This window comes from Bacillus sp. FSL R5-0443 (assembly GCF_038608285.1).
GTDB lineage: Bacteria > Bacillota > Bacilli > Bacillales > Bacillaceae > Bacillus > Bacillus velezensis.
Genome location: NZ_CP152013.1, coordinates 2,438,394 through 2,461,900, shown reverse-complemented (window position 1 = coordinate 2,461,900; position 23,507 = coordinate 2,438,394). Strand labels below are relative to the sequence as shown.

Annotated in this window: 24 protein-coding genes and 1 riboswitch; of the genes, 22 read left to right on the top strand and 2 right to left on the bottom strand. The window is 46.3% G+C overall.

Translation table 11 applies throughout. The features are described from left to right. Positions 1–60 precede the first annotated feature (60 nt). From NYE28_RS12305 to NYE28_RS12250, 12 genes are all read left to right on the top strand, one after another. The gene (locus tag NYE28_RS12305) at positions 61–546 is read left to right on the top strand and encodes a DUF3907 family protein (RefSeq protein ID WP_015240120.1); all 486 of its coding nucleotides are present in this window, start codon (positions 61–63) and stop codon (positions 544–546) included. 113 nt (positions 547–659) lie between these two features. After that, entirely contained in the window at positions 660–1,811 is a 1,152-nt protein-coding gene (locus tag NYE28_RS12300) for a D-alanyl-D-alanine carboxypeptidase family protein (protein ID WP_342490081.1), read from the top strand. Further along, on the top strand, positions 1,799–2,389 hold the full coding sequence (locus NYE28_RS12295; RefSeq protein ID WP_003153385.1) for a nucleoside recognition domain-containing protein: 591 nt from the start codon (positions 1,799–1,801) through the stop codon (positions 2,387–2,389). Before NYE28_RS12300 ends, NYE28_RS12295 begins: the two co-directional genes overlap by 13 nt. 4 nt (positions 2,390–2,393) lie before the next feature. Next, a complete protein-coding gene (locus NYE28_RS12290; RefSeq protein WP_033574735.1) occupies positions 2,394–2,930 on the top strand; it encodes a spore maturation protein in 537 nt (178 codons plus the stop codon). A gap of 94 nt (positions 2,931–3,024) precedes the next feature. After that, the gene (gene rluB, locus NYE28_RS12285) at positions 3,025–3,759 is read left to right on the top strand and encodes a 23S rRNA pseudouridine(2605) synthase RluB (protein WP_007612296.1); all 735 of its coding nucleotides are present in this window, start codon (positions 3,025–3,027) and stop codon (positions 3,757–3,759) included. Positions 3,760–3,843: 84 nt separating this feature from the next. Next, positions 3,844–4,383, top strand: coding sequence for a thiol-disulfide oxidoreductase ResA (locus NYE28_RS12280; protein WP_003153391.1), 540 nt, complete (start codon positions 3,844–3,846; stop codon positions 4,381–4,383). Next, entirely contained in the window at positions 4,380–6,008 is a 1,629-nt protein-coding gene (locus tag NYE28_RS12275; RefSeq protein ID WP_136396474.1) for a cytochrome c biogenesis protein ResB, read from the top strand. Before NYE28_RS12280 ends, NYE28_RS12275 begins: the two co-directional genes overlap by 4 nt. Before the next feature lie 18 nt (positions 6,009–6,026). Continuing rightward, positions 6,027–7,202 carry a c-type cytochrome biogenesis protein CcsB gene (ccsB, locus tag NYE28_RS12270; protein WP_007409434.1) on the top strand — a complete coding sequence of 392 codons (1,176 nt, stop codon included), beginning with the start codon at positions 6,027–6,029 and terminating at the stop codon, positions 7,200–7,202. Positions 7,203–7,283: 81 nt separating this feature from the next. Further along, complete coding sequence (gene resD / locus NYE28_RS12265) at positions 7,284–8,006, top strand: DNA-binding response regulator ResD (protein WP_003153397.1); 723 nt, start codon at positions 7,284–7,286, stop codon at positions 8,004–8,006. Then, positions 8,003–9,784: an ATP-binding protein gene (locus NYE28_RS12260; protein ID WP_025284944.1), complete on the top strand. Its 1,782-nt coding sequence runs from the start codon at positions 8,003–8,005 to the stop codon at positions 9,782–9,784. The genes resD and NYE28_RS12260 overlap by 4 nt, the downstream gene beginning before the upstream one ends. Before the next feature lie 190 nt (positions 9,785–9,974). Next, positions 9,975–10,559 carry an RNA polymerase sigma factor SigX gene (gene sigX / locus NYE28_RS12255; protein WP_003153399.1) on the top strand — a complete coding sequence of 195 codons (585 nt, stop codon included), beginning with the start codon at positions 9,975–9,977 and terminating at the stop codon, positions 10,557–10,559. Continuing rightward, positions 10,534–11,595, top strand: a complete 1,062-nt coding sequence (locus NYE28_RS12250) for a sugar dehydratase (RefSeq protein ID WP_072589347.1) — start codon at positions 10,534–10,536, stop codon at positions 11,593–11,595. Before sigX ends, NYE28_RS12250 begins: the two co-directional genes overlap by 26 nt. 46 nt (positions 11,596–11,641) lie before the next feature. Here NYE28_RS12250 and serA read toward each other — a convergent pair whose 3' ends face one another. Beyond that, positions 11,642–13,219, bottom strand: a complete 1,578-nt coding sequence (serA, locus tag NYE28_RS12245) for a phosphoglycerate dehydrogenase (protein ID WP_007409437.1) — start codon at positions 13,217–13,219, stop codon at positions 11,642–11,644. Positions 13,220–13,425: 206 nt separating this feature from the next. Further along, positions 13,426–13,560, top strand: a riboswitch (FMN riboswitch). A 147-nt stretch (positions 13,561–13,707) separates the two neighbouring features. Here serA and NYE28_RS12240 point away from each other — a divergent pair. Continuing rightward, a complete protein-coding gene (locus NYE28_RS12240) occupies positions 13,708–14,280 on the top strand; it encodes an ECF transporter S component (protein WP_015240114.1) in 573 nt (190 codons plus the stop codon). A 140-nt stretch (positions 14,281–14,420) separates the two neighbouring features. Here NYE28_RS12240 and NYE28_RS12235 read toward each other — a convergent pair whose 3' ends face one another. After that, positions 14,421–14,669, bottom strand: a complete 249-nt coding sequence (locus NYE28_RS12235) for a ferredoxin (RefSeq protein WP_003153403.1) — start codon at positions 14,667–14,669, stop codon at positions 14,421–14,423. A 268-nt stretch (positions 14,670–14,937) separates the two neighbouring features. Here NYE28_RS12235 and NYE28_RS12230 point away from each other — a divergent pair, with 268 nt between their 5' ends. The 9 genes from NYE28_RS12230 to NYE28_RS12190 all read left to right on the top strand — a co-directional run bounded on the left by NYE28_RS12230 (position 14,938) and on the right by NYE28_RS12190 (position 23,503). After that, positions 14,938–15,996 carry a helix-turn-helix domain-containing protein gene (locus tag NYE28_RS12230; RefSeq protein WP_160223147.1) on the top strand — a complete coding sequence of 353 codons (1,059 nt, stop codon included), beginning with the start codon at positions 14,938–14,940 and terminating at the stop codon, positions 15,994–15,996. Next, positions 15,989–17,479, top strand: coding sequence for an ATP-dependent DNA helicase RecQ (locus NYE28_RS12225; protein ID WP_160223146.1), 1,491 nt, complete (start codon positions 15,989–15,991; stop codon positions 17,477–17,479). The genes NYE28_RS12230 and NYE28_RS12225 overlap by 8 nt, the downstream gene beginning before the upstream one ends. A gap of 14 nt (positions 17,480–17,493) precedes the next feature. Further along, a complete protein-coding gene (locus tag NYE28_RS12220; RefSeq protein ID WP_015240111.1) occupies positions 17,494–18,081 on the top strand; it encodes a CPBP family intramembrane glutamic endopeptidase in 588 nt (195 codons plus the stop codon). Then, positions 18,059–18,841: a LysM peptidoglycan-binding domain-containing protein gene (locus NYE28_RS12215; protein ID WP_025284938.1), complete on the top strand. Its 783-nt coding sequence runs from the start codon at positions 18,059–18,061 to the stop codon at positions 18,839–18,841. The genes NYE28_RS12220 and NYE28_RS12215 overlap by 23 nt, the downstream gene beginning before the upstream one ends. Before the next feature lie 68 nt (positions 18,842–18,909). Beyond that, the gene (locus NYE28_RS12210) at positions 18,910–19,368 is read left to right on the top strand and encodes a YpbF family protein (protein WP_007409443.1); all 459 of its coding nucleotides are present in this window, start codon (positions 18,910–18,912) and stop codon (positions 19,366–19,368) included. An 86-nt stretch (positions 19,369–19,454) separates the two neighbouring features. Next, a complete protein-coding gene (locus tag NYE28_RS12205; protein WP_025284937.1) occupies positions 19,455–20,243 on the top strand; it encodes a metallophosphoesterase in 789 nt (262 codons plus the stop codon). A 151-nt stretch (positions 20,244–20,394) separates the two neighbouring features. Further along, entirely contained in the window at positions 20,395–20,979 is a 585-nt protein-coding gene (locus tag NYE28_RS12200; RefSeq protein ID WP_003153412.1) for a genetic competence negative regulator, read from the top strand. Between the two features lie 160 nt (positions 20,980–21,139). Next, positions 21,140–22,414: an NAD-specific glutamate dehydrogenase gene (gene gudB / locus NYE28_RS12195; protein WP_003153413.1), complete on the top strand. Its 1,275-nt coding sequence runs from the start codon at positions 21,140–21,142 to the stop codon at positions 22,412–22,414. Positions 22,415–22,519: 105 nt separating this feature from the next. Continuing rightward, positions 22,520–23,503, top strand: coding sequence for a YpdA family putative bacillithiol disulfide reductase (locus NYE28_RS12190; RefSeq protein ID WP_012117874.1), 984 nt, complete (start codon positions 22,520–22,522; stop codon positions 23,501–23,503). Positions 23,504–23,507: the final 4 nt, after the last annotated feature.

Sequence of the window (23,507 nt, the reverse complement as noted above, 5' to 3'; positions counted from 1 at the left end):
AAAGGCCATTGATGAATGACGCAAATGACGACGTACAAGAGAGGAAGGAAACGGACGGAAATGGGAAATTCGATTGTGAGGGCCCATACTGAAGAAACTGGTGAATTTTTAGCCGAGGTTGTCACGATGGTCAGCAGCTATTTAAATCATACAACTTTGCCGGAGATGCGGGCTCAAGGAGAGGCGGATGAGGCATACTGCCGCGACGTGCTCAGTGTGCTGAGGAGGATGACCGTCTTTTGCGAAGGCGCCCAGGAAGCCTGCAGGCGGCTTTTAATGCAGGAGCCGTTTCATGAGGCGAGAGCGGAAAAAACACTGTATAAAGTATATCATCAGTGCGTGGAAGAGTTTTTCATGCCGAAAAAGGATACATGGTACGAAAACAGCCGCGCCGCTTATACAGGCCAAAGCGCGATTGAATTCTACCAGCAAGTGCCGGACTCGCTGCGGAGCCTTCTGCTTTCGCTCAGCAGTGAATTTCTGCGCATGCGGGAAGAATTGGCGCAATATGAAGCATCAGGCTCAAATATGGCATCAGTCAGATAAAAACTCTTCCTTTTGGGAGAGTTTTTTTTATGTGAAAGTGATGCAATTGGTATTCATAAGTCATGGACATGCGCATAAACTTGTACAAACCCACAACAAGGACGTGAGCATTCATGCGCTTTCTCAAAAAAGCTGCCGTATTTCTTTTGACTTTTGTTATTCTTTTTTCCATTACAGACGGCAATACGGCACATGCCCAAATACATGTCAGCGCAAAAAGCGCGATTATAATCGACGGAGCATCTGGCAGGGTGTTATTCGCCAAGGATGAACATCATAAGCGGCGGATTGCAAGCATTACGAAAATCATGACGGCGGTGCTGGCGATTGAATCAGGGAAGATGGAAGAGACCGTGACGGTTTCCCCGAATGCCGTAAAAACGGAAGGCTCAGCCATTTATCTTCAGCCGGGACAAAAAGTAAAGCTGAAAGATCTCGTATACGGGCTTATGTTAAGGTCAGGAAATGACGCCGCTGCGGCAATAGCGGAATATGTCGGCGGAAGCCTTGACGGTTTTGTATTTATGATGAACAAAAAAGCCGAGCAAATCGGGATGGAAAATACAAAATTTCAAAATCCGCACGGGCTGGACGACCATGAAAATTTATATTCAACGGCGTATGACATGGCGCTTTTGACTAAATACGCGATGAAAATCAAGGAATACCGGACCGTTTCAGGCACAAAAGTGTATAAGGCGGAAACGATGGACCGGGTATGGAAAAATAAAAACAAGCTTCTGACCGGGCTCTACCGTTACAGCACAGGCGGAAAAACAGGTTACACAAAAATCGCGAAACGGACGCTCGTCTCGACGGCCTCAAAAGACGGAACGGATCTCATCGCGGTCACCATAAATGATCCGGATGATTGGGATGATCATATGAATATGTTTAATTATGTCTTTGAGCACTATAAAACCTATGTCGTCGCTAAAAAAGGCGGCATCCCGAAGCTGAAAAAGACGTTTTACGGAAAGCGCGCTTTTATTGCCCGGGATGTCAAATATTTGTTAAAAGAGGATGAAATCGACGATGTAAAAATCCGCACAACCTTAATAAAACCGAAAAAAGCCTGGAAAAAGGACGCCTCTCTCATTCCTGATGTCGTCGGCCGGATGACTGTTATGCATGATGGGAAAGTGATCGCCAGGATCCCCGTCTATTATGAAAATGAGCGCCATAAAAAACCGAAAAAGCATTTCATTGAGACGTTTACGAGCCTGTTTATGAGCGCGGCGGGCGGTTCGTCATGGTCAATTTAATCTGGGTATGTCTGACGGTAATCGGACTTGTCTTTGCGATGTTTAACGGTACCTTGCAGGATGTGAATGAAGCCGTTTTTAAAGGAGCGAAAGAAGCGGTTACGATCTCGTTCGGATTAATGAGCGTTCTCGTGTTCTGGCTCGGCCTGATGAAAATAGCCGAGCAGTCCGGCCTTTTGGATATATTCAGCAGAATGTGCCGCCCGTTTATTTCTAAGCTGTTTCCCGATATTCCCCCTGATCATCCGGCGATGGGATACATCTTATCAAATCTCATGGCAAACTTTTTCGGACTGGGAAATGCGGCGACACCGCTCGGCATTAAAGCCATGGAGCAGATGAAAAAGCTGAATGGAGGTAAGTCTGAGGCCAGCCGTTCCATGATTACCTTTTTGGCGGTAAATACTTCGAGTATTACATTGATACCGACAACCGTCATTGCCGTGCGCATGGCTTACTCGGCGAAATCACCGACCGATATCGTCGGGCCGACCATCTTAGCGACTTTAATTTCGGGAATCGGCGCGATTTTCATTGACCGCTACTTCTGGTACCGCCGCAAAAGAAAAGGGAGGTAAGCGAATGGAAATGGTGAATTGGCTGTCTTTAGCCATGATTCCGATTATTATCGCCGGTATATTGATATACGGCACGATCAAAAAAGTGCCGACGTATGAATCGTTCGTTGAAGGCGGAAAAGAAGGAATTGAGATTGCGTTTTCCATCATTCCGTATTTGGTCGGGATGCTGGTGGCGATTACCGTATTCCGGGCCTCGGGCGCGCTGGATTTTGTCATGGGGCTGTGCAAGCCTTTCTTTACAACGCTCGGCATTCCCGCAGAAGTCGTGCCGCTTGCTCTGATCCGCCCGATTTCGGGGACGGCGGCGCTCGGCATGACGACTGATCTGATCGCCGTGTACGGGCCTGATTCATTTATCGGCAGACTGGCCTCGGTCATGCAGGGATCGACTGACACGACGCTGTATGTCCTGACGGTGTATTTCGGGGCGGTAGGCATCAAAAAAATGGGGGATGCTTTAAAGGTTGGTCTTCTTGCTGATTTGATCGGGGTGGTTGCATCAATCATCATAGTTACGTTATTATTTGGAAGCGCCTGAAATCAGGCGCTTTTTATATATCAGAATAACTCGTCCTTGAAAAAGCTTGTTTGTTCAAGGGGAAAAAAGTAAGATTATACTTGAGGTGAACGACATGGAAAGACTGCAAAAAGTTATTGCTCATGCCGGCGTGGCATCACGCAGAAAGGCGGAAGAGCTGATAAAAGAAGGAAAAGTAAAGGTGAATGGAAAAGTAATAACAGAGCTCGGCGTAAAAGTGACCGGTTCTGATCAGATTGAAGTAAACGGATTAAAGGTGGAGCGGGAAGAACCCGTGTACTTTCTGCTTTATAAACCGAGAGGAGTGATCTCAGCAGCTGATGACGACAAAGGGCGGAAAGTGGTGACCGACTTTTTCAAAGAAGTGCCGCAGCGCATTTATCCGATCGGCAGGCTTGATTATGATACGAGCGGACTTTTATTGCTGACAAATGACGGCGAGTTTGCCAACAAACTCATGCATCCGAAATACGAAATTGATAAGACGTACGTCGCCAAAGTGAAGGGGATTCCTTCCAAGGAACTTCTGAGAAAGCTTGAGCGCGGCATTCAGCTTGAAGAAGGCAAGACGGCGCCGGCCAGAGCGAAAATGCTTTCCCTGGACAAAAGAAAGCAGACGAGCATCATTCAGCTGACGATTCATGAAGGCCGGAACAGACAGGTCCGCCGCATGTTCGAGGCGATCGGTCATGACGTGCTGAAACTAAAACGTGAAGAATACGCATTTTTAGATTTAAGAGGCCTGCGCACAGGAGACGCAAGAGAATTGTCGCCGCATGAGGTGAAAAGGCTGCGGGCTTTAGCTGAACACGGTAAAAACGCTTTCTAATTTTCACATAACCTTCAAAAATTACAAAACGTGTTGATGATATAATTGAATGGATTTGCAGGCAGGGGAGGGGAGCAGTGTACAATGAACAAAAAACGGCGGCGTTTATTCATTCGGACCGGCATCCTTCTCATCTTACTCTGCGCGCTCGGATATACCATCTATAATGCCGTATACACAAACGGTGAGCGTATATCTGAGGGGTCCAAAGCCCCGAATTTCGCGCTGAAAGATACAGAGGGCAGACTCATAGAACTGAGTCAGTTAAAAGGAAAAGGTGTTTTTCTGAATTTCTGGGGAACGTGGTGTGAGCCGTGCAAGCAGGAATTTCCCTATATGGAGAATCAATACAAGCATTTTAAAGACCTCGGTGTCGAGGTGGTTGCGGTAAATGTCGGCGAATCAAAAATTGCAGTACATAATTTTATGAAAACATACGGCGTCAATTTCCCGGTTGCGCTCGATACTGACCGGCAAGTGCTGGACGCGTACGGCGTATCACCTATTCCGACGACATTTTTGATCAATCCCGACGGAAAAGTCGTGAAAGTGGTGACCGGCACGATGACAGAACGCATGGTTCATGACTATATGAATTTAATTAAGCCGGAGGCGTCTTCATGAAAAAGGTCAAATGTGAATGCGGGCACGTGAATCCAGCCGGGACGGTTTTGTGCGAGTCGTGCGGGAAGCCGCTTGATGATCAAAAATCGCCGCTTGCCGATATGCGGTACGACGGCAGCGCAAGGCGTTCGCAAACATATAACAAAACAATCGTAGATAAGGTATGGAACTTCTTTTCTTCCGTAAAAGTCGGAATATGGCTGATCGTCATTACTCTGGCGGCGTCTGCTTTCGGCACGGTTTTTCCGCAGGAAGCTTATCTGCCGCCGGGCGCCCAGCCGGATACATATTATGAACAGCAGTACGGCATAATCGGCCAAATGTATTATCTGCTGGGGTTTCATCACCTGTACGGCTCATGGTGGTATATGCTCCTGATCGCATCCATTGGCATATCACTGGTCATCTGCAGCCTGGATCGGGTGATTCCTTTGTACAGGGCGCTGAAAAATCAAGGAGTTCGGCGGAATCCGGTCTTTTTGAAGAGGCAGCGTCTATACAGCCGGACAGAAACCGAGCTGAGCGGGGATGCGGCTGATAGCCTCAGAACACGATTGAAAAAAAAGCATTATAGAGTGCGAGAACAAGAGGGAAGCATTCTGGCGGAAAAAGGCCGTTTTTCAAGGTGGGGGCCCTACGTCAATCATATCGGCCTGATCATTTTTCTGATCGGAGCCATGCTGAGATTTGTACCCGGTATGTATGTCGATGAAACGCTCTGGGTCCGTGAAGGCGAAACCGCCCAGATCCCCGGTACTGACGGCAAATATTACTTAAAAAATAACCGGTTCACGATGCAGACATATAACAAAGACACTGAGAAAAAAGTATTCGCCGACGCCATTGACAGAGCCGGAAACGGCAAAGTCGCCAAATCCTTCACAACGGACGCGGTTTTGTACAAGAGGGAAGGCGACATTGTATTCGGTGAAAAGCCGAAGCTTAAAAGAGTCAAAGAAAACAATATCCGCGTCAATGAACCGCTGCGCTTTGACTCCTATTCTGTGTATCAGGTGGACTATAAAGAAAACCAGCTCGATCAGATGGTATTTCAGCTGATCGACCAAAAAACAAAACAGTCATTCGGCAAACTGAAGATCAATCTTCTTGATCCCGACACGGACTATGATCTTGGTAACGGTTACAAAGTGCAGATCGCCAGTTATCTTCCTGATTTTTATTTTAACAAGGACGGAGAACCGAGCACAAAAACGAAGGTTCCTAACAATCCGGCTTTTGTCTTTGAAATCACGGCTCCTGACAAGCCGAAAGGGGAGAAAAGTTTTGTTGCGATTCAGCAGACTGTTGAAGGTTCCGAAAGTAACAAGTATAAATTAAAATTCGACCATGTGGAAACGAAAAACATTACAGGACTCACCGTCAGAAAAGATTTAACCTTATGGGTGCTTGCCGTCGGCGGCGCGATCTTTATGATCGGCGTCATTCAAGGAATGTACTGGCAGCACAGAAGGATCTGGATCAAAACAGGTGATCATGAAGTGCTTGTGGCGGGACATACGAACAAAAACTGGTTCGGTCTGAAAAAAGATATCGAATTTGTTCTTAGCGGGACCGGGATTCAAGAGCCGGCCGATCAAAAAGAATTGGCCAAAAATCAGGCCTAGTGAAAAAGGAGTGGTGTCATGGCGGAGCTGAGCGCAAATTTTCTTTATGCTGCCTTTTTGATTTATTTAATTGCCGTCCCGGTTTTCGGCGGCGCCATCCGGGGAACAAAAGGTGCTAAGGACGGTAAGGGCCGCTGGTCGGCTATCGGAATCACGTTAACCATTTTCGGATTTCTTTGTCATCTCGGCTACTTCATTGCGAGATGGTCGGCAAGCGGACATGCGCCTGTCAGCAATATGTTTGAATTTACGACGTCATTCGGCATGATGCTTGTTCTCGCTTTTATTATTATTTACTTTATTTACAGACTGCCTTCATTAGGCATGTTCACATTGTCTATCGCGCTTTTGCTTATCGCATATGCAAGCATGTTTCCGACAGACATCACGCCGCTTATTCCGTCACTGCAGAGCAATTGGCTGTACATTCACGTCACGACGGCGGCGCTCGGGCAGGCGATTCTTGCGATCAGTTTTGTAGCCGGCGTCATTTTCCTGTTAAAGCATGTCGACCAATCAAGACCGGGCAAAAAAACGTTCTGGCTTGAAGTCATCATGTTTATACTCGTGACGACCGTGGCATTTATCGCCGTCACGTCGGCATTCCGGCTGGCGGACTACAAAGCTGAATTTAATTGGGTGGATAAAAAAGAAGCCAAAAGCGTCATGATATATGATATGCCTGCGCTTGTCGGCCCGCATGAGGGAGAATTGCTTACGGAAGGCGCAATGAAGCCGCTTATTGAGCTTCCGGCCATTTTTTCAGGCAGAAAGGTCAATACGGTGATCTGGTCGTTTGGCGCAGGTCTCGTTTTATACGGTGCGCTCAGGCTGATATTCAGAAAGAGAATCAGCGCTCTTATCAGCCCGCTCGTCAAAAATGTGAATCTGGACTTGGTCGATGAAGTCGGCTACCGCGCTGTTTCCATCGGTTTTCCGGTATTTACACTCGGCGCGCTTGTGTTTGCGATGATTTGGGCGCAGCTTGCATGGACGCGTTTTTGGGGCTGGGACCCGAAGGAAGTATGGGCGCTGATCACCTTTTTATTTTACGCAGCGTATTTGCACTTGCGGCTGTCAAGAGGCTGGCACGGCGAAAAGTCCGCGTGGCTTGCCGTCATCGGCTTCGCCATTATTATGTTTAACTTGATTTTTGTGAATCTCGTGCTTGCCGGACTTCATTCGTACGCATAGATGCAAAAAGCCGATACAGTTCTCAAGCTGCCGCACAGTTTGTTAAAATGAAAGTAACAGAAGGAAAGCAGGGGGAAAACGATGGATCAAACAAATGAAACTAAAATATTAGTAGTAGATGATGAAGCCAGAATTCGACGCCTTTTAAGAATGTACCTTGAACGGGAAAACTATGTGATTGAAGAAGCGGAAAACGGCGACGAGGCCATTAAAATGGGGCTGGCATCAGATTATGATCTGGTGCTCTTGGATTTAATGATGCCGGGAACGGACGGAATCGAAGTATGCCGGCAGCTCAGAGAAAAAAAAGCGACGCCGATTATCATGCTGACGGCAAAAGGGGAAGAAGCCAACCGCGTCCAGGGGTTTGAAGCGGGTACGGACGATTATATCGTCAAGCCTTTCAGCCCGAGAGAAGTGGTGCTTCGGGTAAAGGCGCTTTTAAGAAGGGCTTCCCAAACATCTTATCTGACAGCCAATACCCCGACAAAAAATGTGCTCGTCTTTTCGCATCTATCCATTGATCACGATGCTCACAGGGTGACTGCGGACGGCACGGAGGTGAGCCTGACGCCGAAGGAATATGAACTGCTGTACTTCCTGGCGAAAACACCGGACAAAGTGTACGACAGGGAAAAGCTTTTAAAAGAAGTGTGGCAGTATGAATTTTTCGGAGACCTCAGAACGGTGGACACCCATGTCAAACGGCTCCGTGAAAAATTAAATAAAGTGTCCCCGGGAGCGGCGAAAAAAATCGTCACCGTATGGGGAGTCGGATACAAATTTGAGGTAGGCGCTGAATGAAGTTTTGGAAAAGCGTAGTAGGAAAGCTTTGGTTTACCATTCTTTCACTCGTGTTAATTGTTTTATTTATTTTAACGGTGCTGCTTCTGGAATTTATCGAAAATTACCACGTTGAAGAAGCGGAAAAAGATTTAACGCAGCTTGCCGATAAAATTGCGGTCATAATAGAAAATCATGAAGACCAGCCGCTTGCCAGATCCATCACGTGGGAACTGGCGGACAATTTAACGAGCATCGCGATCATTCAGGATGATAAGCATGTCTGGTATTCGCCCAATGACGATAATCATTTATCCTCTATTACATTAGAGCAGATCAAACATGACCGGGATCTGCACAAGGCGCTGACAGACCGCAAAAAAGTAAGCAAACGCGCGGTCCCCAACAATGCCGGTTCGGATAACGAACGGCTGATCGTCGGAGTGCCGTATGAAAAAGACGGCAAAAAAGGCATGGTTTTTTTATCCCAATCGCTGCTTGCCGTCAAAGATACGACGAAACATACGACACGCTATATTTTTCTTGCGGCGGGCATTGCCATCGTCTTGACAACGTTTTTCGCGTTCTTTTTATCCAGCAGGGTGACATATCCCCTTCGGAAAATGCGGGAAGGCGCCCAAGACTTGGCGAAAGGAAAGTTTGATACAAAAATTCCGATTCTGACCCAAGATGAAATCGGGGAACTGGCCATTGCCTTTAATCAGATGGGACGGCAGCTCAATTTCCATATTAACGCGCTGAATCAGGAAAAAGAACAGCTGTCCAATATTTTAAGCAGTATGGCAGACGGGGTCATCACCATTAATATCGACGGCACCATTTTGGTGACCAACCCGCCGGCCGAACGTTTTCTGCAGGCATGGTATTATGAGCAGAACATGAACATTAAAGAAGGAGACAACCTTCCCCCTGAAGCAAAAGAGCTATTTCAAAATGCAGTGAACACGGAAAAAGAGCAAATGATTGAAATGACGCTTCAAGGAAGGTCATGGGTTTTATTGATGTCGCCTCTTTATGCGGAATCACACGTCCGCGGCGCCGTGGCCGTGCTCCGTGATATGACCGAAGAGCGCAGGCTGGATAAATTGCGTGAAGACTTCATTGCCAATGTCAGTCATGAGCTCAGAACCCCGATTTCTATGCTGCAGGGATACAGCGAAGCAATAGTGGACGACATTGCAAGCACCGAAGAGGAGAAAAAAGAAATCGCGCAGATCATTTATGATGAATCTCTTCGCATGGGCCGGCTCGTCAATGATTTGCTGGATTTGGCCAGAATGGAATCCGGACATACGGGCCTGCACTATGAAACGGTAAACCTGCATGAATTTCTGGAGAAGATCTCCCGCAAATTTTCCGGGGTAGCGAAGGAAAAAGGCGTTTCGCTCACAGAGGACATCTCGGTGTCTCAGCCGGAGTGTGTCTTTGATGAAGACAAAATGGAACAGGTGTTTACCAACCTTATAGATAATGCGCTGCGCCATACGGAGTCAGGCGGAAGCGTTCATATCGCGGCTCAGACCGTAAAAGACGGACTGAAGATCGATATCAAAGATTCCGGCTCTGGAATACCGGAAGAAGACCTGCCTTTTATTTTTGAACGTTTTTATAAAGCGGACAAAGCAAGAACAAGAGGCAGGGCGGGAACCGGACTCGGACTCGCCATCGTAAAAAATATCGTGGAAGCCCACGGCGGCTCAATTGCGGTTCACAGCAGCATCGACAAAGGGACGACGTTTACATTTTATATTCCGACAAAAGCGCAGGATGACGTCTGAAATTGACGAACAATCTTGTTCCATACGAAACACCCGCATGTTCTGCGGGTGTTTTTTATTTGTTTCTCCTTTAAAAATTTAAGAATATGTTAATATAAATTCCCTTCCAAATTCCAGTTTCTCGTAATATAGTTGTAATGTAACTTTTCAACGCATTTTTACGACAAAAAAGTGAACGGAGGGGTTTCCCATGGAAGAAACCTTTCAGATATTATATGATGCATACCATCAAGATTTATATCAATTTTTATTTTATATGGTAAAAGATAAGTCGCAGGCTGAAGATTTGACGCAGGAAGTGTATATCCGCGTCTTGAATTCCTATCATACATTTGAAGGAAGAAGCAGTGAAAAAACATGGCTGTTGTCCATCGCACGCCATGTGGCGATTGACTGGTTCCGCAAGCAGCAGACGATCAGACAGCGTATTATGGGTACGTTTGATTGGGATACACAAGATGTCAGAGATCAGCATTTGCTTCCGGACGAACTCGCCGTACAGCATGAAAACGTCCGGGAAATTTATACCGCGCTTGATCATTGCACCATTGATCAAAGAGCTGTTATTATCTTGAGATTTATTCAGGGATATTCCATTCAGGAAACAGCCGCCGCTCTCCGCTTCTCGGAAAGCAAAGTCAAAACGACCCAACACAGAGGGCTCAAAATACTTCGGAAACAGATGGAGCTTTTGAGGGAGGAGCTAATGGATGATGAAGTCATATTGGAACGAAGAAAGAGTAGAGGAGTTGTTAAGACAACTTCCGGCGGTTAGAGATCATCGTTCACCCGAGGCCATTTACCGGAATATTGAAACGGGTAAACCGTACAGGAAAAAACCGGCCCGAAGCTGGATCGGCCCCGCCGCAGCCGGCGTCTGCGCATTGTGCATCGCTCTGATTATATCTCCTCACCTGATGACAAACAAATCTGCCGGTGATCTTACAGCTGACAGCGGTCAAGCTGAAAAAGCCAGTCAGTCAGCTGCTGTCAAGCCGGATCAGAAGACGTTTGTCGTTTCTAACGAAAACAAAAACAATTACATTACTTTGGCGTTTGCCGATTCAGATACATCCGCCGTCATACCGGTCAGTTTTGAAAAAAAGAAGCCGGATGAATCGGTTTCAGAGGCTTTATCCGAAGCGGAAAACCTAGAAGTGCCCGAATCCTTCCTGTCTGTGCCGAACCTTTTGGAAGGTGTGCAGGTAACGGCGGATAAGAAGGATTTGCTTGTGCAGGTAAACGGACGGCTTTCTATCGAATCAGTTGCCGATGCTGACTTATTGAAAAAGATGCTGAAAGAGACTTTGACATGGAGTCCTTACGAGCGGATTAAATTGAAAAAGATTCAAAACGGAGCCGGACAGGATTTTTATAAATCTTACGGCATATCCGCTGAAATGTCCGTACATAAACAGACAAACCGGGCGTATTTTTCTTACAGCGACAGTCTGGGACAAGAGTATCTCATCCCGTCTGAACAAACCTATTATTCAGTATATCAGGCTATTGACGGGATGAAGACAACAGACGGAGGCTCACAGACCGCGAGCATTATAGAAGCCGATGCGATTGCATCGGTATCGGAAAGGGAAGACGGCGAGCAGCTGCGGATTCAATTGTCCGAAAAACATAAGGTTGAAGATTCGCTGGAAGGGATTTTAATGATCGAAGGGCTTCTGTTAACTGCGAAGGAATTCGGTTATTCTGAGGTGCTGTTCACACATGCGCATACAAAGAAAATCGGTAATTATGATGTGACAAAACCTATCGCTGTGCCTGCCGCGCCTAATCCGCTTCCAAGCCATTAAACCTAATAAAACCCAAAACATATGAATGTTTTGGGTTTTTTGTTGGTTACGGAAGGTCAATCAGTTTAACGGAAACAATATCCTGAATTGAAGTCAGCTCATTGACGACTTTATCATCTAAATGTTTATCAAAAGAAAGCATCATAATGGCTTCTCCGCCTTTTTCTTTACGGCCTACCTGCATGGTAGCGATATTGATATCGTTATCGCCGAGGATGCGTCCGACGCGTCCGATTACACCAGTCGTATCCTGGTGCTGGATATAAACGAGGTGGCCGGCAGGATTTAAGTCAATATTAAAGCCGTTCAGCTCAACGATTCGTTCACCGAAGTGAGGGATATACGTAGCCGTTAACGTAAATGTGCTCCGGTCTCCGGTTACTTTTACGCTGATGCAGTTATCATATCCTGATTCATTGGAGGAAATCTTCTCGCTGAAGCTGATTCCGCGTTCTTTTGCTACACCGCCGGCGTTCACTTCATTGACCGTTGAGTCTACACGCGGTTTTAAGAAACCGGACAGCAGGCTTTTTGTAATAAATGATGTTTCAAGTTTGGCGATGGTGCCTTCATATTGAATCGCAACATCTTTGACGGGTTCCTTCATACATTGTGACACGAGACTTCCGATTTTATCGGCAATTTGGTGATAAGGCTGGATTTTTTTGAATTCATCTTTCGTCATCGCAGGCAGGTTGATCGCTGACATGACAGGCAGACCTTTTGCAAACTGCAGCACTTCTTCAGAAACCTGTGCAGCGACATTCAGCTGTGCTTCTTTCGTTGAAGCGCCTAAGTGAGGTGTGGCGATCACCAGCGGATGGTCGGGAAGCTTTGATTCAACTGGCGGTTCCACTTCAAACACGTCAAGGGCAGCGCCTGCGACATGGCCGCTTTCCAGCGCTTCCAAAAGCGCCGCTTCATCAATAATGCCGCCTCTTGCGCAGTTGATAAGACGGACGCCTTTTTTCGTTTTAGCAATGGTTTCTCTGTTAAGCAGTCCTTTTGTTTCCTTTGTTAAAGGCGTGTGGACGGTAATGATATCCGCGCTTTCAAGCACTTCTTCGAATGTCCGGCTGTTTACGCCGATTTTACCGGCTCTCTCTTCGGTTAAGAAAGGATCGAATACATGAACCGTCATACCGAACGCTCTGGCGCGCTGGGCAATCTCGCTTCCGATCCGGCCCAGACCGACAATGCCTAAAGTCTTTCCGTAGAGCTCCGCCCCGACAAAAGCCGTCCGGTTCCATTCTCTTGATTTTACTGAGATATTGGCTTGCGGAATGTGTCTCATTAATGAAGAAATCATCGCGAATGTGTGCTCTGCCGTTGAAATGGTGTTTCCATTCGGCGCGTTTATCACGATAACCCCATGTTTTGTGGCCTCATCAATGTCGATGTTGTCTACGCCGACACCGGCTCTGCCGACGATTTTTAAAGAGGTCATTTTTTTAAACAATTCTTCGGTTACTTTCGTGGCACTGCGGACTAACAGGGCATCAAAGGTATGTAATTCATCTTCTGCATCCGCGACGTTTTTTTGAACAATTTCTATAAAGTCTGATTCCATCAGCGGCTTTAAGCCGTCATTGCTCATCTTATCTGAGACCAAAACTCGAAACATTGTTAGATTTCCTCCTAGTTTAGCTGACTAAATATCTGATAATTTATCATATTCTCAATAGAGTGTCAATGTGTATTGACGCAGTAAAGGAGAAAAGGAAACCGCTGAATCAGCTTAAATTGGGCTTCCCCAATATTTTATTTAAATTTGAGCAGTTCTCTATACAATTGCAATTTGATCATATATAATGTGAATAAATTCATAAGATCAATCTTCGGGGCAGGGTGAAATTCCCTACCGGCGGTGATGAGCATCATGCTCTAAGCCCGCGAGCTGCTTCGGCGGCAGGATCCGGTGAGATTCCGGAGCCGACAGTATAGTCTGGATGGGAGAAGATGGAGGTTCAGCAGACGTTTTGATGCTTATATCAAACGTTTCTTTGCCAAGCCTTAGTAAGCTCCCGCTTTTTAACAAAAGCGGTTTTTTTATTGGGGCGCAAAAGAACCTTTCCTCTTTTCGAGAGATTTGATCGAAAAGGAGAGAGCATTGTGAAAGTAAAAAAATTAGTTGTCATCAGTATGCTTAGCAGTATTGCTTTTGTGCTTATGCTGTTAAATTTCCCGTTTCCGGGGCTGCCGGATTACTTGAAAATTGATTTCAGTGACGTTCCTGCAATTATCGCCATTTTGGTTTACGGGCCTGCGGCGGGGATTGCGGTTGAAGCGATTAAAAATATTCTGCAGTATATCATTCAAGGAAGCATGGCCGGCGTGCCTGTCGGGCAGGCAGCCAATTTTATCGCAGGAACGCTGTTTATTCTGCCGACGGCGTTTATGTTTAAAAAGCTCAAATCTGCTAAAGGACTTGCAGTGAGCCTGCTGGCCGGAACCGCAGCGATGACTGTATTGATGAGTATTTTGAACTATATTCTTATCCTGCCCGCGTATACTTGGTTTTTACATTCACCGGCACTGTCAAACAGCCAGTTAAAAACGGCGGTTGTCGCAGGAATCCTGCCGTTTAACATTGTAAAAGGCGTTATCATCACCATCGTCTTTACGTTCATCTTTACGAAGCTGAAACCTTGGATTGAACAAAAACGCAGCATCCAGACACAATAACCACTTCAAAGCGCCCGCTCTGTAAAACACAGACCGGGCGCTTTTTTGATTGTTTGATCACGCAAAAAAATAAGACTCCGGCCGATAACAGCCGGAGTCTTATTCAGGACGAAAAAGCTCCTCTCACGGGGAGGGCTTTTTTATTCGTATTTCAGCGGGTCGCCTTCGAACGGTTCATCCGCAACTTTGATTGAATCAGTAGGGCATCCTTCAAATGCGTCAATCATATCTTCTTCCAGAACTTCCGGAACTTCGACGACGCCTTTATTTTCGTCAAGCGTAACGAACGCAATGCCTTCATCATCATAATCATAAATGTCTGGTGCCGCAGCTCCGCAGGCGCCGCATGCAATACACGTATCTTTATCTACAATTGTGTACTTTGCCATGAATAAAACCTCCCAGATTGTTCGTGTTGGAACAAATGGTTTACCTTATATATTTTTAAATATAACACCTATTCCTCTTACTTATTGTAATGATGTTAGTGTCAAATTTCAACAGAAAAATGATTGAGAATGCTTATCACATAAGGGATTCTCTTTAGCACTTCCCCCTAAAAGATGACTTTAAACGTCAAATTTATATGAAAATCTGTTAAAATAAAAAGAACCAAAAAACGAAACTTGTCACAGAAGAAATGTAGGTGTGTTTAGATTGGCGATAAACTACTTTGATACCGTGGTTCTCGACTGTCTGGACAAAATAGACGGCGAACGGACTCCGAGTGCTGTGTTTCATTTATTAAAAGGAAAAAAGTCGTCTCAAACCATTCAGGATGCCGGCTTATTTCAGATCGCTAAATATTTCGGCATGGCTTCACATTGTGAACGCGGCGATATTGCGGCTTCTTTGCATAAACTCACCGAGAACTCATACATTACAGCCGGAAAAGAAGAGGGAACGTGGAAAGTGACTGCGCGCGGCGTTCAAAGGCTTGAACGGGCGTTTGCCGAGCGGCCTTGGCCGAAGCACTGCCACGGCGCGAATTATCAAACGCCTGCCGTTACCCTGTGGAGGCGGCTTTCCCTGCTCATTCAAGTCCTGTCAAACAAAGAGCATCAATGCAGTCAATATATCCCGGTTACAAACGATGTGCAGACGCTGAGATGGGTCAAACGGTTCATGCGGAAAAACAGAGATGCTAAAGAGCTTTCCGTCCAAATGCATGAGACGCTGTTTCACCTTCTGCAAGGCGTAAGTGAACGGCAGGCGCTTATTTTTGTCTATTCTTTAACTTCATTCAACAGAATCGGCAAAACGAATAAGCAGCTTGCTCTCCAGCTGAACGAAGATGAATGGTATGTGTCCGTCCAGTTTTGGGGAGCGGTACATTATGTTATTCAATCGCTTCCGCAATGTGCATATCCCGCTCTGCGCGAGCTGTTGTCCGATTTGCAGGCGGAAAGCGCGCTGACACATTCTGCCAGAAAAACCTTTGAGCTGTTGGAAAAAGGGTTTCCGATTGAACGGATCGCCGCGGTCAGAAATTTAAAAACAGCCACAATCGAAGATCATATCGTAGAAATATCATTGCATCAGCCTGCATTTTTTATAGAACAGTATCTTTCTGAAGAGGAACAGCGTATGATAACGGCATTTGCAAAACAGCATCAAACGAATAAAATTAAACGGATTCGCGAAGGAATGCAGATGCGCTTCAGCTATTTTCAGATCAGGCTGGCGCTGGCAAAGACGGTGAATCAGCATGACTGAGCTGCATAAAGCTTTATCCAGGTATTTTGGTTTGCATTCCTTTAAAAAAGGGCAGGAAGAGATTATGACTAGCGTGCTCCAAAAAAAAGATACGATCGCCATGCTTCCGACCGGCGGGGGAAAATCATTATGCTATCAGCTCCCGGGTTACATGATGGACGGGCTGGTGCTGATTATTTCGCCGCTCCTTTCATTAATGGAAGATCAGGTGCAGCAGCTGAAAGCGAAAGGAGAAAAGCGGGTTGCGGCATTAAACAGCATGCTGAATTCCGCAGAGCGGCATTTTATCCTCAGCAACATCAGCCGGTATAAATTTCTCTATATGTCTCCTGAAGCCCTTTCTTCACCTTATGTGCTGAACCGTTTGAAAAATGTCCCGGTCAGTTTATTTGTTATTGATGAGGCTCATTGCATATCAGAATGGGGACATGATTTCAGGCCTGATTACTCGAAGCTCGGGCCTTTCAGGCAGGCACTCGGAAAGCCGCCTGTATTGGCGCTGACCGCAACAGCGACAAAAGAAACGCTCAGAGACGTGACGGATGTGCTCGGACTTGAGCATGCGGTGCGTCATCTTTATTCAGTCAACCGGCCGAATATTCTCCTGGCGGCAGAACATTTGGCTGATAATGCCGAAAAAATAAGCAGGCTCACGGAGCTTGCCGAAAAGCTTGAAGGCCCGGGTATCATATATTGTCCGACCAGAAAATGGGCGGAAGAGCTTGCGGCTGAGCTGAACGAAAAAACGGGAAAGCGGACGGATTATTATCACGGCGGAATGGATACAGGCGACAGGATTTTAATCCAGCAGCAATTTATCCATAACCAGCTTGATTGCATCTGCTGCACCAATGCGTTCGGCATGGGTGTGGATAAGTCAGATATCCGCTTTGTCATTCACTTTTATCCTCCCCAAACGGCCGAGGCCTTTATGCAGGAAATCGGCAGAGCGGGACGCGACGGCAGCCCGAGTGTCAGTATTTTGCTGAGGGCGCCCGGCGATACCGAGCTTCAGCAGCAGATTATTCAGACAGAAAGCCTGTCTGATTATGACCTGGAAGGCATTCTGGCCGTCATACGGGATGCCGGTACGAGTGATGAACGAAAGCTTCGGGACGTTCTGATCAATAAGGGCGTCCAGGAAACACAGGCGCGAACGGCCGTCCATCTGTTTCTGCAAGGAAAAACCACAAAAGACCAGCTGCAGGAAGAACTGACATACCGCGTGGAAAAGAAGCTGCGTAAAATGAATCGTTTTTCGGCGTTATTAGAGCGGAAAGAATGTATAAGAGAAGCGCTGCTGTCTTATTTTGATGAACCGTATGAGCCTGATGGTCAAACCGGACAATGCTGCAGCAGCTGCGGACTTGATCTGGCTCCGTACGAGCAAAAAGGAGAACGTAAAAATATGGAACGGTTTGAAGATTGGAAGCTGGAATTAGGCCGGATTTTCGGATCAGAGTCTGCGGGTGAGTTCAGCTGAGACGGCAAAGCGAATTGATCCGGCAGCTCTCAGACCGGGAGATTGTGATGCAGCTGTATGCCACCCAATTGCTCATATTGGCGGTTTCAGCTATTATCGGCTTTTTCTTTTTTACCGACATTCACGATTTTTTAAAGCTGTGGCATATACGTGACGATAATATCATATGGTACGGTGTAACTCTTGCCGTCCTTGTCATTTTTGCCGATCTGGCGGTGATGAAATGGTGTCCTTCGCATTTATATGATGACGGCGGCATTAATGTATTGCTTTTTAAGAACAGGCCGGTTCTGCACATTTTGTTTTTGACGCTTCTCATTTCGTTCAGCGAAGAGATTTTGTTCAGAGGCGTTCTGCAGACACATATCGGCTTATGGGCCGCCAGCTTCATTTTTACCGTGCTTCATTTCAGATACTTGGCGAAGTGGCTTCTGTTTATGATGGTTGCGGGCATCAGTCTTTTGCTGGGGCTTATCTATGAATGGACCGGCAATTTATTCGTTCCGGTTACAGCGCATTTTATTATTGATGCGGTATTTGCCTGTCAGATCCGTTTTCAATATGTTAGGAGGGGTTTGCATGACGGAAATGTCAAGAGTTGAAAGAAGAAAAGCTCAGCTGCGTGCCGAGCAGCAGGTTGCCGCGGCCGCGGATGAACAAATTGAATATCTTGAAGACAGCCTCCCGACAAGACAATCTGTAAAAGAGGAGCGTAAAAAAAAGGAAGAGCAGGTGAAGGAAAAAACCAAAACAAAAACGCCGCTGTTCACTTTTCTGACCGTCCTGTTCATTATCGTAACAATCGGTGTCTTTTTCGGTCTTCTTTATATGACGAACAGCAGCAGATTTGACCCGAAGGACTATGAAGATGTCTTTATAGACCACAGTGAAAGCGCGCCTGCCGTTATTCCGAAAGGCGCTCAGAAAGAAACGTCAGAAACTGCTCTTTTAGAACAACCGAAAAAAAAGTCTGACGACAAAGATAAGAAAGAAGCGGCTGCACCTGAAAAAACGAAAGAAAAACCAAGTGAAAAACAAAGTGAAAAAACACCTAAAAAAACGGAAACGCCCTCAGAAAAACAAGTAAAGCCGACAGACACCGAATACGCGGAGACAAAACAGCAGTCTCCGCCGGCTGTCCGTGAAAAAGCGGCTCCGGCTGAGGCGAGTGATCAAGCCGGGACTGTCCCAAAAAAAGTGCGGACCGTACAGCATACTGTACAGCCGAAAGAAACGCTTTACCGCATTTCAATGAAATACTATAAAAGCCGGGCGGGTGAAGAAAAAATCCGCAGCTACAACGGATTAAACGGAAACGACGTGTACACCGGCCAGGTTCTGAACATTCCGCTGTCTGATTAAAATAAATGCATGTTTTCACCGCGTTTTTCATATAGTGTACCAATGAAAACGGACAAGGTGTGAAGCGCATGGATTCTTTATGGAAGCAATTAGACCGATTTGCTGACGGACCGACGAAACAAATGCTTCAGGCGCTGGTGAAACGGAAATTAAAATACGAAAATTATGCCGCACAATGCCGAAGATGGCAGTGGGCGTCCCTCGTTTGTTTTTCCCTGATGTGCATACTGCTGATGTTTAAAAGCTTTAATGCCCCCCAAGCCTCTCCGCAGCTGATTCTGCAGGAAATATTAGGCCATACGGTTTACTTGTGCTGGATTATGGCTTCCGCTTTTGCGTATTGCACTTCTTATTATTTCAAAAAAAAGGAAGAAAAAGCTGAGGGTGAATTTCATAAACTGAGATGTGAAATTATCCAAAAAAGCACGGATTTATGGCCCCAGCCTGAAAAATGGAGGGCGAGAGAATCTGTTTTTCACTTGATGAAACATCGGTATGATATCAATCTTTATTTTGAAAGCAAATAAAATGAGGCGTTTTCCGGAAAGGATAGAAACGTCTTTTTTTGTTTGTCCGTCTAATATAAGACAATGACAGAATGGAGAGTGCGTTTATGAAGCTTACAGCGGGAATTCTCGGCTCATTGGCGGGAGCGGCTGCGGTTATGGCGGCCGTTATGTACAAAACGGCAAACGGCAGCCATCTGAAAACACATACATTTACGCTTGATAAAATGAAGGGGATGAAGCCGCTCACCATCTTTTTTATATCTGACGTGCACCGCCGTTTAATTGATGAAAAGCTTCTCCGCGAAGCGGCAGGTTATAAGCCGGATGCCGTTTTGCTCGGCGGTGATATGGCGGAGGGCGGAGTTCCTTACGCCAGAATTGAAGAAAACATCAAACGTCTGACGGCTCTCGCGCCTGTCATGTATGTGTGGGGAAATAACGATTACGAGGTCAGCCAGCAAAAACTGCTCTCTCTTTTACGGGCATACAAAGTGATCCCACTGAGAAATGAATCGGTTCAGTTTGCTTATAAAGGGGAAACCGTTACGATCTGCGGCGTGGATGATATCAGGATGATGATGGATGATTACGATGCTGCAATCAGATATACGGATGCTGACAAAGTAAACCTCCTGCTTTGCCATAACCCGGACATCCATGAGCAGATGAGGGAGTCAGACGGGATTGACGCTGTGTTCAGCGGCCATACGCATGGCGGCCAAATCCGTTTCGGCCGGTTCGGGCCGTACGAATTGGGCGGGACGGGAACGGTGAAAAAAGCGCATTACCTGATCAGCAACGGCTACGGGACGACAAAAGTTCCGCTGAGGCTCGGGGCGAAACCGGAGACGCATATGATTACGCTGTGCGGACCGGATGAGCCGTCTTCCTGAAACAAACCCGGCCGCGGTGATAAAAAACGGCATTCTGCTTGTCTTCCCGCTGTACACGGTGTAAACTGATAACAAATTAAGAACCTATGACTCATTTATTCATATACTGTGTTATATGATTTGTGTGCAAGAAGAGGCAGGAGGGAACATTATGCGGCTTGAGCGTCTGAACTATAATAAGATTAAAATCTTTTTAACCCTCGACGATCTGACTGATCGGGGACTGACAAAAGAAGACCTCTGGAAGGACTCGTTTAAAGTCCACCAGTTATTTAAAGATATGATGAATGAAGCAAATACAGAGCTCGGCTTTGAAGCGAATGGTCCGATCGCGGTGGAAGTATATTCTCTTCAGGCACAAGGCATGGTTGTGATTGTAACGAAAAATCATGACGCGGACGCAGAAGATGACGAATATGACGATGATTATATCGAGATGCAGGTCAAACTTGACGAAAGCCCGGATATTATTTATCAGTTCCATTCGTTTGAAGATATCATTCAGCTTGCCGGAAGCCTTCACCGAATCGGGATTACCGGCGGCACCGTCTACCACTATGAGAACCAATACTATGTAAGCCTTGAAGACCTCGGCTCCCGTTCCGCCGAAGGCGTCATCGCGGTGCTGGCTGAATACGGACACCCGGCGACGATTACGATTTACAGGCTCCATGAGTACGGAAAACTCATCATGGACGGCAATGCTGTGGAGACCATCCAGAAACATTTTTCATAAAAAAGATTTGAAACGGCAGCTGTTTTCAGCGGCCGTCTTTTTTTAAGCGAAATAATGGAAAAATCATTGTCTTTCTTCTATGCACGGAGATATTGAAGGTGTATACTAGTCACTGAAAGGGAGCATGAGAGAAACAGAAGATTTTAGGAGGTTAACTCAAATGGCAGCCGATCGATTCACCGGTCATAATGAAGAAGACAAACATGATGTATTAAAATCAACCCAAACCGTAATACATAAAGCTCTGGAAAAATTGGGGTATCCAGAAGAAGTGTATGAACTGCTGAAAGAGCCGCTCAGATTATTAACGGTTAAAATTCCTGTTCGGATGGATGACGGGTCTGTGAAAATATTTACAGGCTATCGTGCGCAGCACAATGATTCCGTAGGTCCGACAAAAGGCGGCATTCGTTTTCACCCGAATGTAACTGAAAAAGAGGTGAAAGCACTTTCCATCTGGATGAGTTTAAAATGCGGAATTATTGATCTTCCTTATGGCGGTGGTAAAGGCGGAATTGTTTGTGATCCGAGAAATATGTCATTCAGAGAGCTTGAAAGACTGAGCAGGGGATATGTCAGAGCAATCAGTCAGATTGTCGGACCGACTAAAGACGTCCCGGCACCTGACGTATTTACAAACTCACAGATTATGGCTTGGATGATGGATGAATATTCAAGAATTGATGAATTTAACTCACCCGGCTTTATTACGGGAAAACCGCTTGTACTCGGCGGATCCCACGGCAGGGAATCAGCGACGGCAAAAGGCGTCACCATCTGCATAAAAGAAGCGGCCAAGAAAAAAGGTCTCGATATTCAGAACGCGCGCGTCGTCGTACAAGGTTTCGGAAACGCGGGCAGCTATCTGGCCAAGTTTATGCATGACGCCGGCGCGAAAGTTGTCGGAATTTCTGACGCGTACGGAGGCCTTTACGATCCGGACGGTCTTGATATTGATTATCTGCTTGATCGCAGAGACAGCTTCGGAACGGTGACGAAGCTTTTCAATGACACCATTACGAATCAGGAGCTGCTTGAGCTGGACTGTGATATACTTGTCCCGGCGGCGATCGAAAACCAAATTACAGAAGAGAACGCTGACCGCATCAAAGCGAAAATCGTTGTAGAAGCGGCAAACGGACCGACGACACTGGAAGGAACGAAAATCCTGACAGACAAAGGAACGCTGCTGGTTCCCGATGTTCTGGCGAGCGCCGGCGGTGTAACGGTTTCTTATTTCGAATGGGTTCAAAACAACCAAGGCTTCTACTGGAGTGAAGAAGAAGTCGAGGAAAAACTGGAAAATATGATGATAAAATCGTTTAATAATATTTATGAAATGTCCCAAAACCGCCGGATTGACATGAGGCTTGCGGCTTACATGGTCGGCGTGCGGAAAATGGCGGAGGCTTCGCGTTTCAGAGGCTGGATATAAACCAATCGTTTGCATAAACAAAAAAAATCTCCTATGATAATATAGGAGATTTTTTATATGAGTGGAAACTTATGATGGAAATGCCAATCGCAGGAGTTGAAGGACATGACAGAAGAAAAAGCAATTATAATAGGCGGAGGTCCTTGCGGATTATCGGCGGCTATACATCTGAAGCAAATTGGCGTGAACGCGCTTGTGATCGAAAAAGGGAATGTCGTAAACAGCATTTATAACTATCCGACCCACCAAACTTTTTTCAGTTCAAGTGAAAAATTGGAGATCGGCGATGTCGCCTTTATTACGGAAAACAGAAAACCGGTCCGAATACAGGCTCTCTCTTACTACAGAGAGGTTGTCAGAAGAAAAGAGCTGCGCGTAAACGCCTTTGAAACGGTGGAGCGCGTAACGAAACAGGAAGACGGCCGTTTTCTTGTAGAAACATCAAAAGACCGCTACCTCACTCCGTTTTGTATCATTGCGACAGGATATTATGATCATCCGAATTATATGAACATACCGGGTGAAGGGCTTCCTAAGGTATTTCATTACTTTAAAGAAGGCCATCCTTATTTTGATAAAGATGTTGCTGTGATCGGCGGGAAAAACTCAAGTGTGGACGCGGCTTTGGAACTGGTGAAGTCCGGTGCGCGCGTCACGGTGCTCTACAGAGGACATGAGTACTCCCCGAGCATCAAGCCGTGGATTCTGCCTGAGTTTGAGGCCCTCGTCAGAAACGGCACAATCCGGATGGAATTCGGCGCTTGTCTTGAAGAAGTGACGGAAGATGAAATCATTTTCCGCTCCGGCCGAAATGAGACGGTCCGGCTGAAAAACGATTTCGTATTTGCCATGACGGGATACCATCCCGATCACGGTTTCCTCGAAAAAATCGGTGTGCGGATTGATGCGGAATCAGGCCGGCCGTTTTTCCGGGAAGAAACGATGGAAACAAATGTTGACGGTGTTTTTATCGCCGGAGTCATTGCGGCTGGAAATAACGCCAACGAAATTTTTATCGAGAACGGCCGTTTTCACGGCGGCTTGATCGCAAATGAAATATCAAAACGGCTGGGTGCAGAGAGCATATGATCAT

What these genes read in the sequence shown, in the direction of transcription:
- NYE28_RS12305 (WP_015240120.1), top strand. Translation starts at nt 61, where the DNA reads ATGGGAAATTCGATTGTGAGGGCCCATACTGAAGAAACTGGTGAATTT.
- NYE28_RS12300 (WP_342490081.1), top strand. Translation starts at nt 660, where the DNA reads ATGCGCTTTCTCAAAAAAGCTGCCGTATTTCTTTTGACTTTTGTTATT.
- NYE28_RS12295 (WP_003153385.1), top strand. Translation starts at nt 1,799, where the DNA reads ATGGTCAATTTAATCTGGGTATGTCTGACGGTAATCGGACTTGTCTTT.
- NYE28_RS12290 (WP_033574735.1), top strand. Translation starts at nt 2,394, where the DNA reads ATGGAAATGGTGAATTGGCTGTCTTTAGCCATGATTCCGATTATTATC.
- rluB (WP_007612296.1), top strand. Translation starts at nt 3,025, where the DNA reads ATGGAAAGACTGCAAAAAGTTATTGCTCATGCCGGCGTGGCATCACGC.
- NYE28_RS12280 (WP_003153391.1), top strand. Translation starts at nt 3,844, where the DNA reads ATGAACAAAAAACGGCGGCGTTTATTCATTCGGACCGGCATCCTTCTC.
- NYE28_RS12275 (WP_136396474.1), top strand. Translation starts at nt 4,380, where the DNA reads ATGAAAAAGGTCAAATGTGAATGCGGGCACGTGAATCCAGCCGGGACG.
- ccsB (WP_007409434.1), top strand. Translation starts at nt 6,027, where the DNA reads ATGGCGGAGCTGAGCGCAAATTTTCTTTATGCTGCCTTTTTGATTTAT.
- resD (WP_003153397.1), top strand. Translation starts at nt 7,284, where the DNA reads ATGGATCAAACAAATGAAACTAAAATATTAGTAGTAGATGATGAAGCC.
- NYE28_RS12260 (WP_025284944.1), top strand. Translation starts at nt 8,003, where the DNA reads ATGAAGTTTTGGAAAAGCGTAGTAGGAAAGCTTTGGTTTACCATTCTT.
- sigX (WP_003153399.1), top strand. Translation starts at nt 9,975, where the DNA reads ATGGAAGAAACCTTTCAGATATTATATGATGCATACCATCAAGATTTA.
- serA (WP_007409437.1), bottom strand. Translation starts at nt 13,219, where the DNA reads ATGTTTCGAGTTTTGGTCTCAGATAAGATGAGCAATGACGGCTTAAAG.
- NYE28_RS12235 (WP_003153403.1), bottom strand. Translation starts at nt 14,669, where the DNA reads ATGGCAAAGTACACAATTGTAGATAAAGATACGTGTATTGCATGCGGC.
- NYE28_RS12225 (WP_160223146.1), top strand. Translation starts at nt 15,989, where the DNA reads ATGACTGAGCTGCATAAAGCTTTATCCAGGTATTTTGGTTTGCATTCC.
- NYE28_RS12215 (WP_025284938.1), top strand. Translation starts at nt 18,059, where the DNA reads ATGACGGAAATGTCAAGAGTTGAAAGAAGAAAAGCTCAGCTGCGTGCC.
- NYE28_RS12210 (WP_007409443.1), top strand. Translation starts at nt 18,910, where the DNA reads ATGGATTCTTTATGGAAGCAATTAGACCGATTTGCTGACGGACCGACG.
- NYE28_RS12205 (WP_025284937.1), top strand. Translation starts at nt 19,455, where the DNA reads ATGAAGCTTACAGCGGGAATTCTCGGCTCATTGGCGGGAGCGGCTGCG.
- NYE28_RS12200 (WP_003153412.1), top strand. Translation starts at nt 20,395, where the DNA reads ATGCGGCTTGAGCGTCTGAACTATAATAAGATTAAAATCTTTTTAACC.
- gudB (WP_003153413.1), top strand. Translation starts at nt 21,140, where the DNA reads ATGGCAGCCGATCGATTCACCGGTCATAATGAAGAAGACAAACATGAT.
- NYE28_RS12190 (WP_012117874.1), top strand. Translation starts at nt 22,520, where the DNA reads ATGACAGAAGAAAAAGCAATTATAATAGGCGGAGGTCCTTGCGGATTA.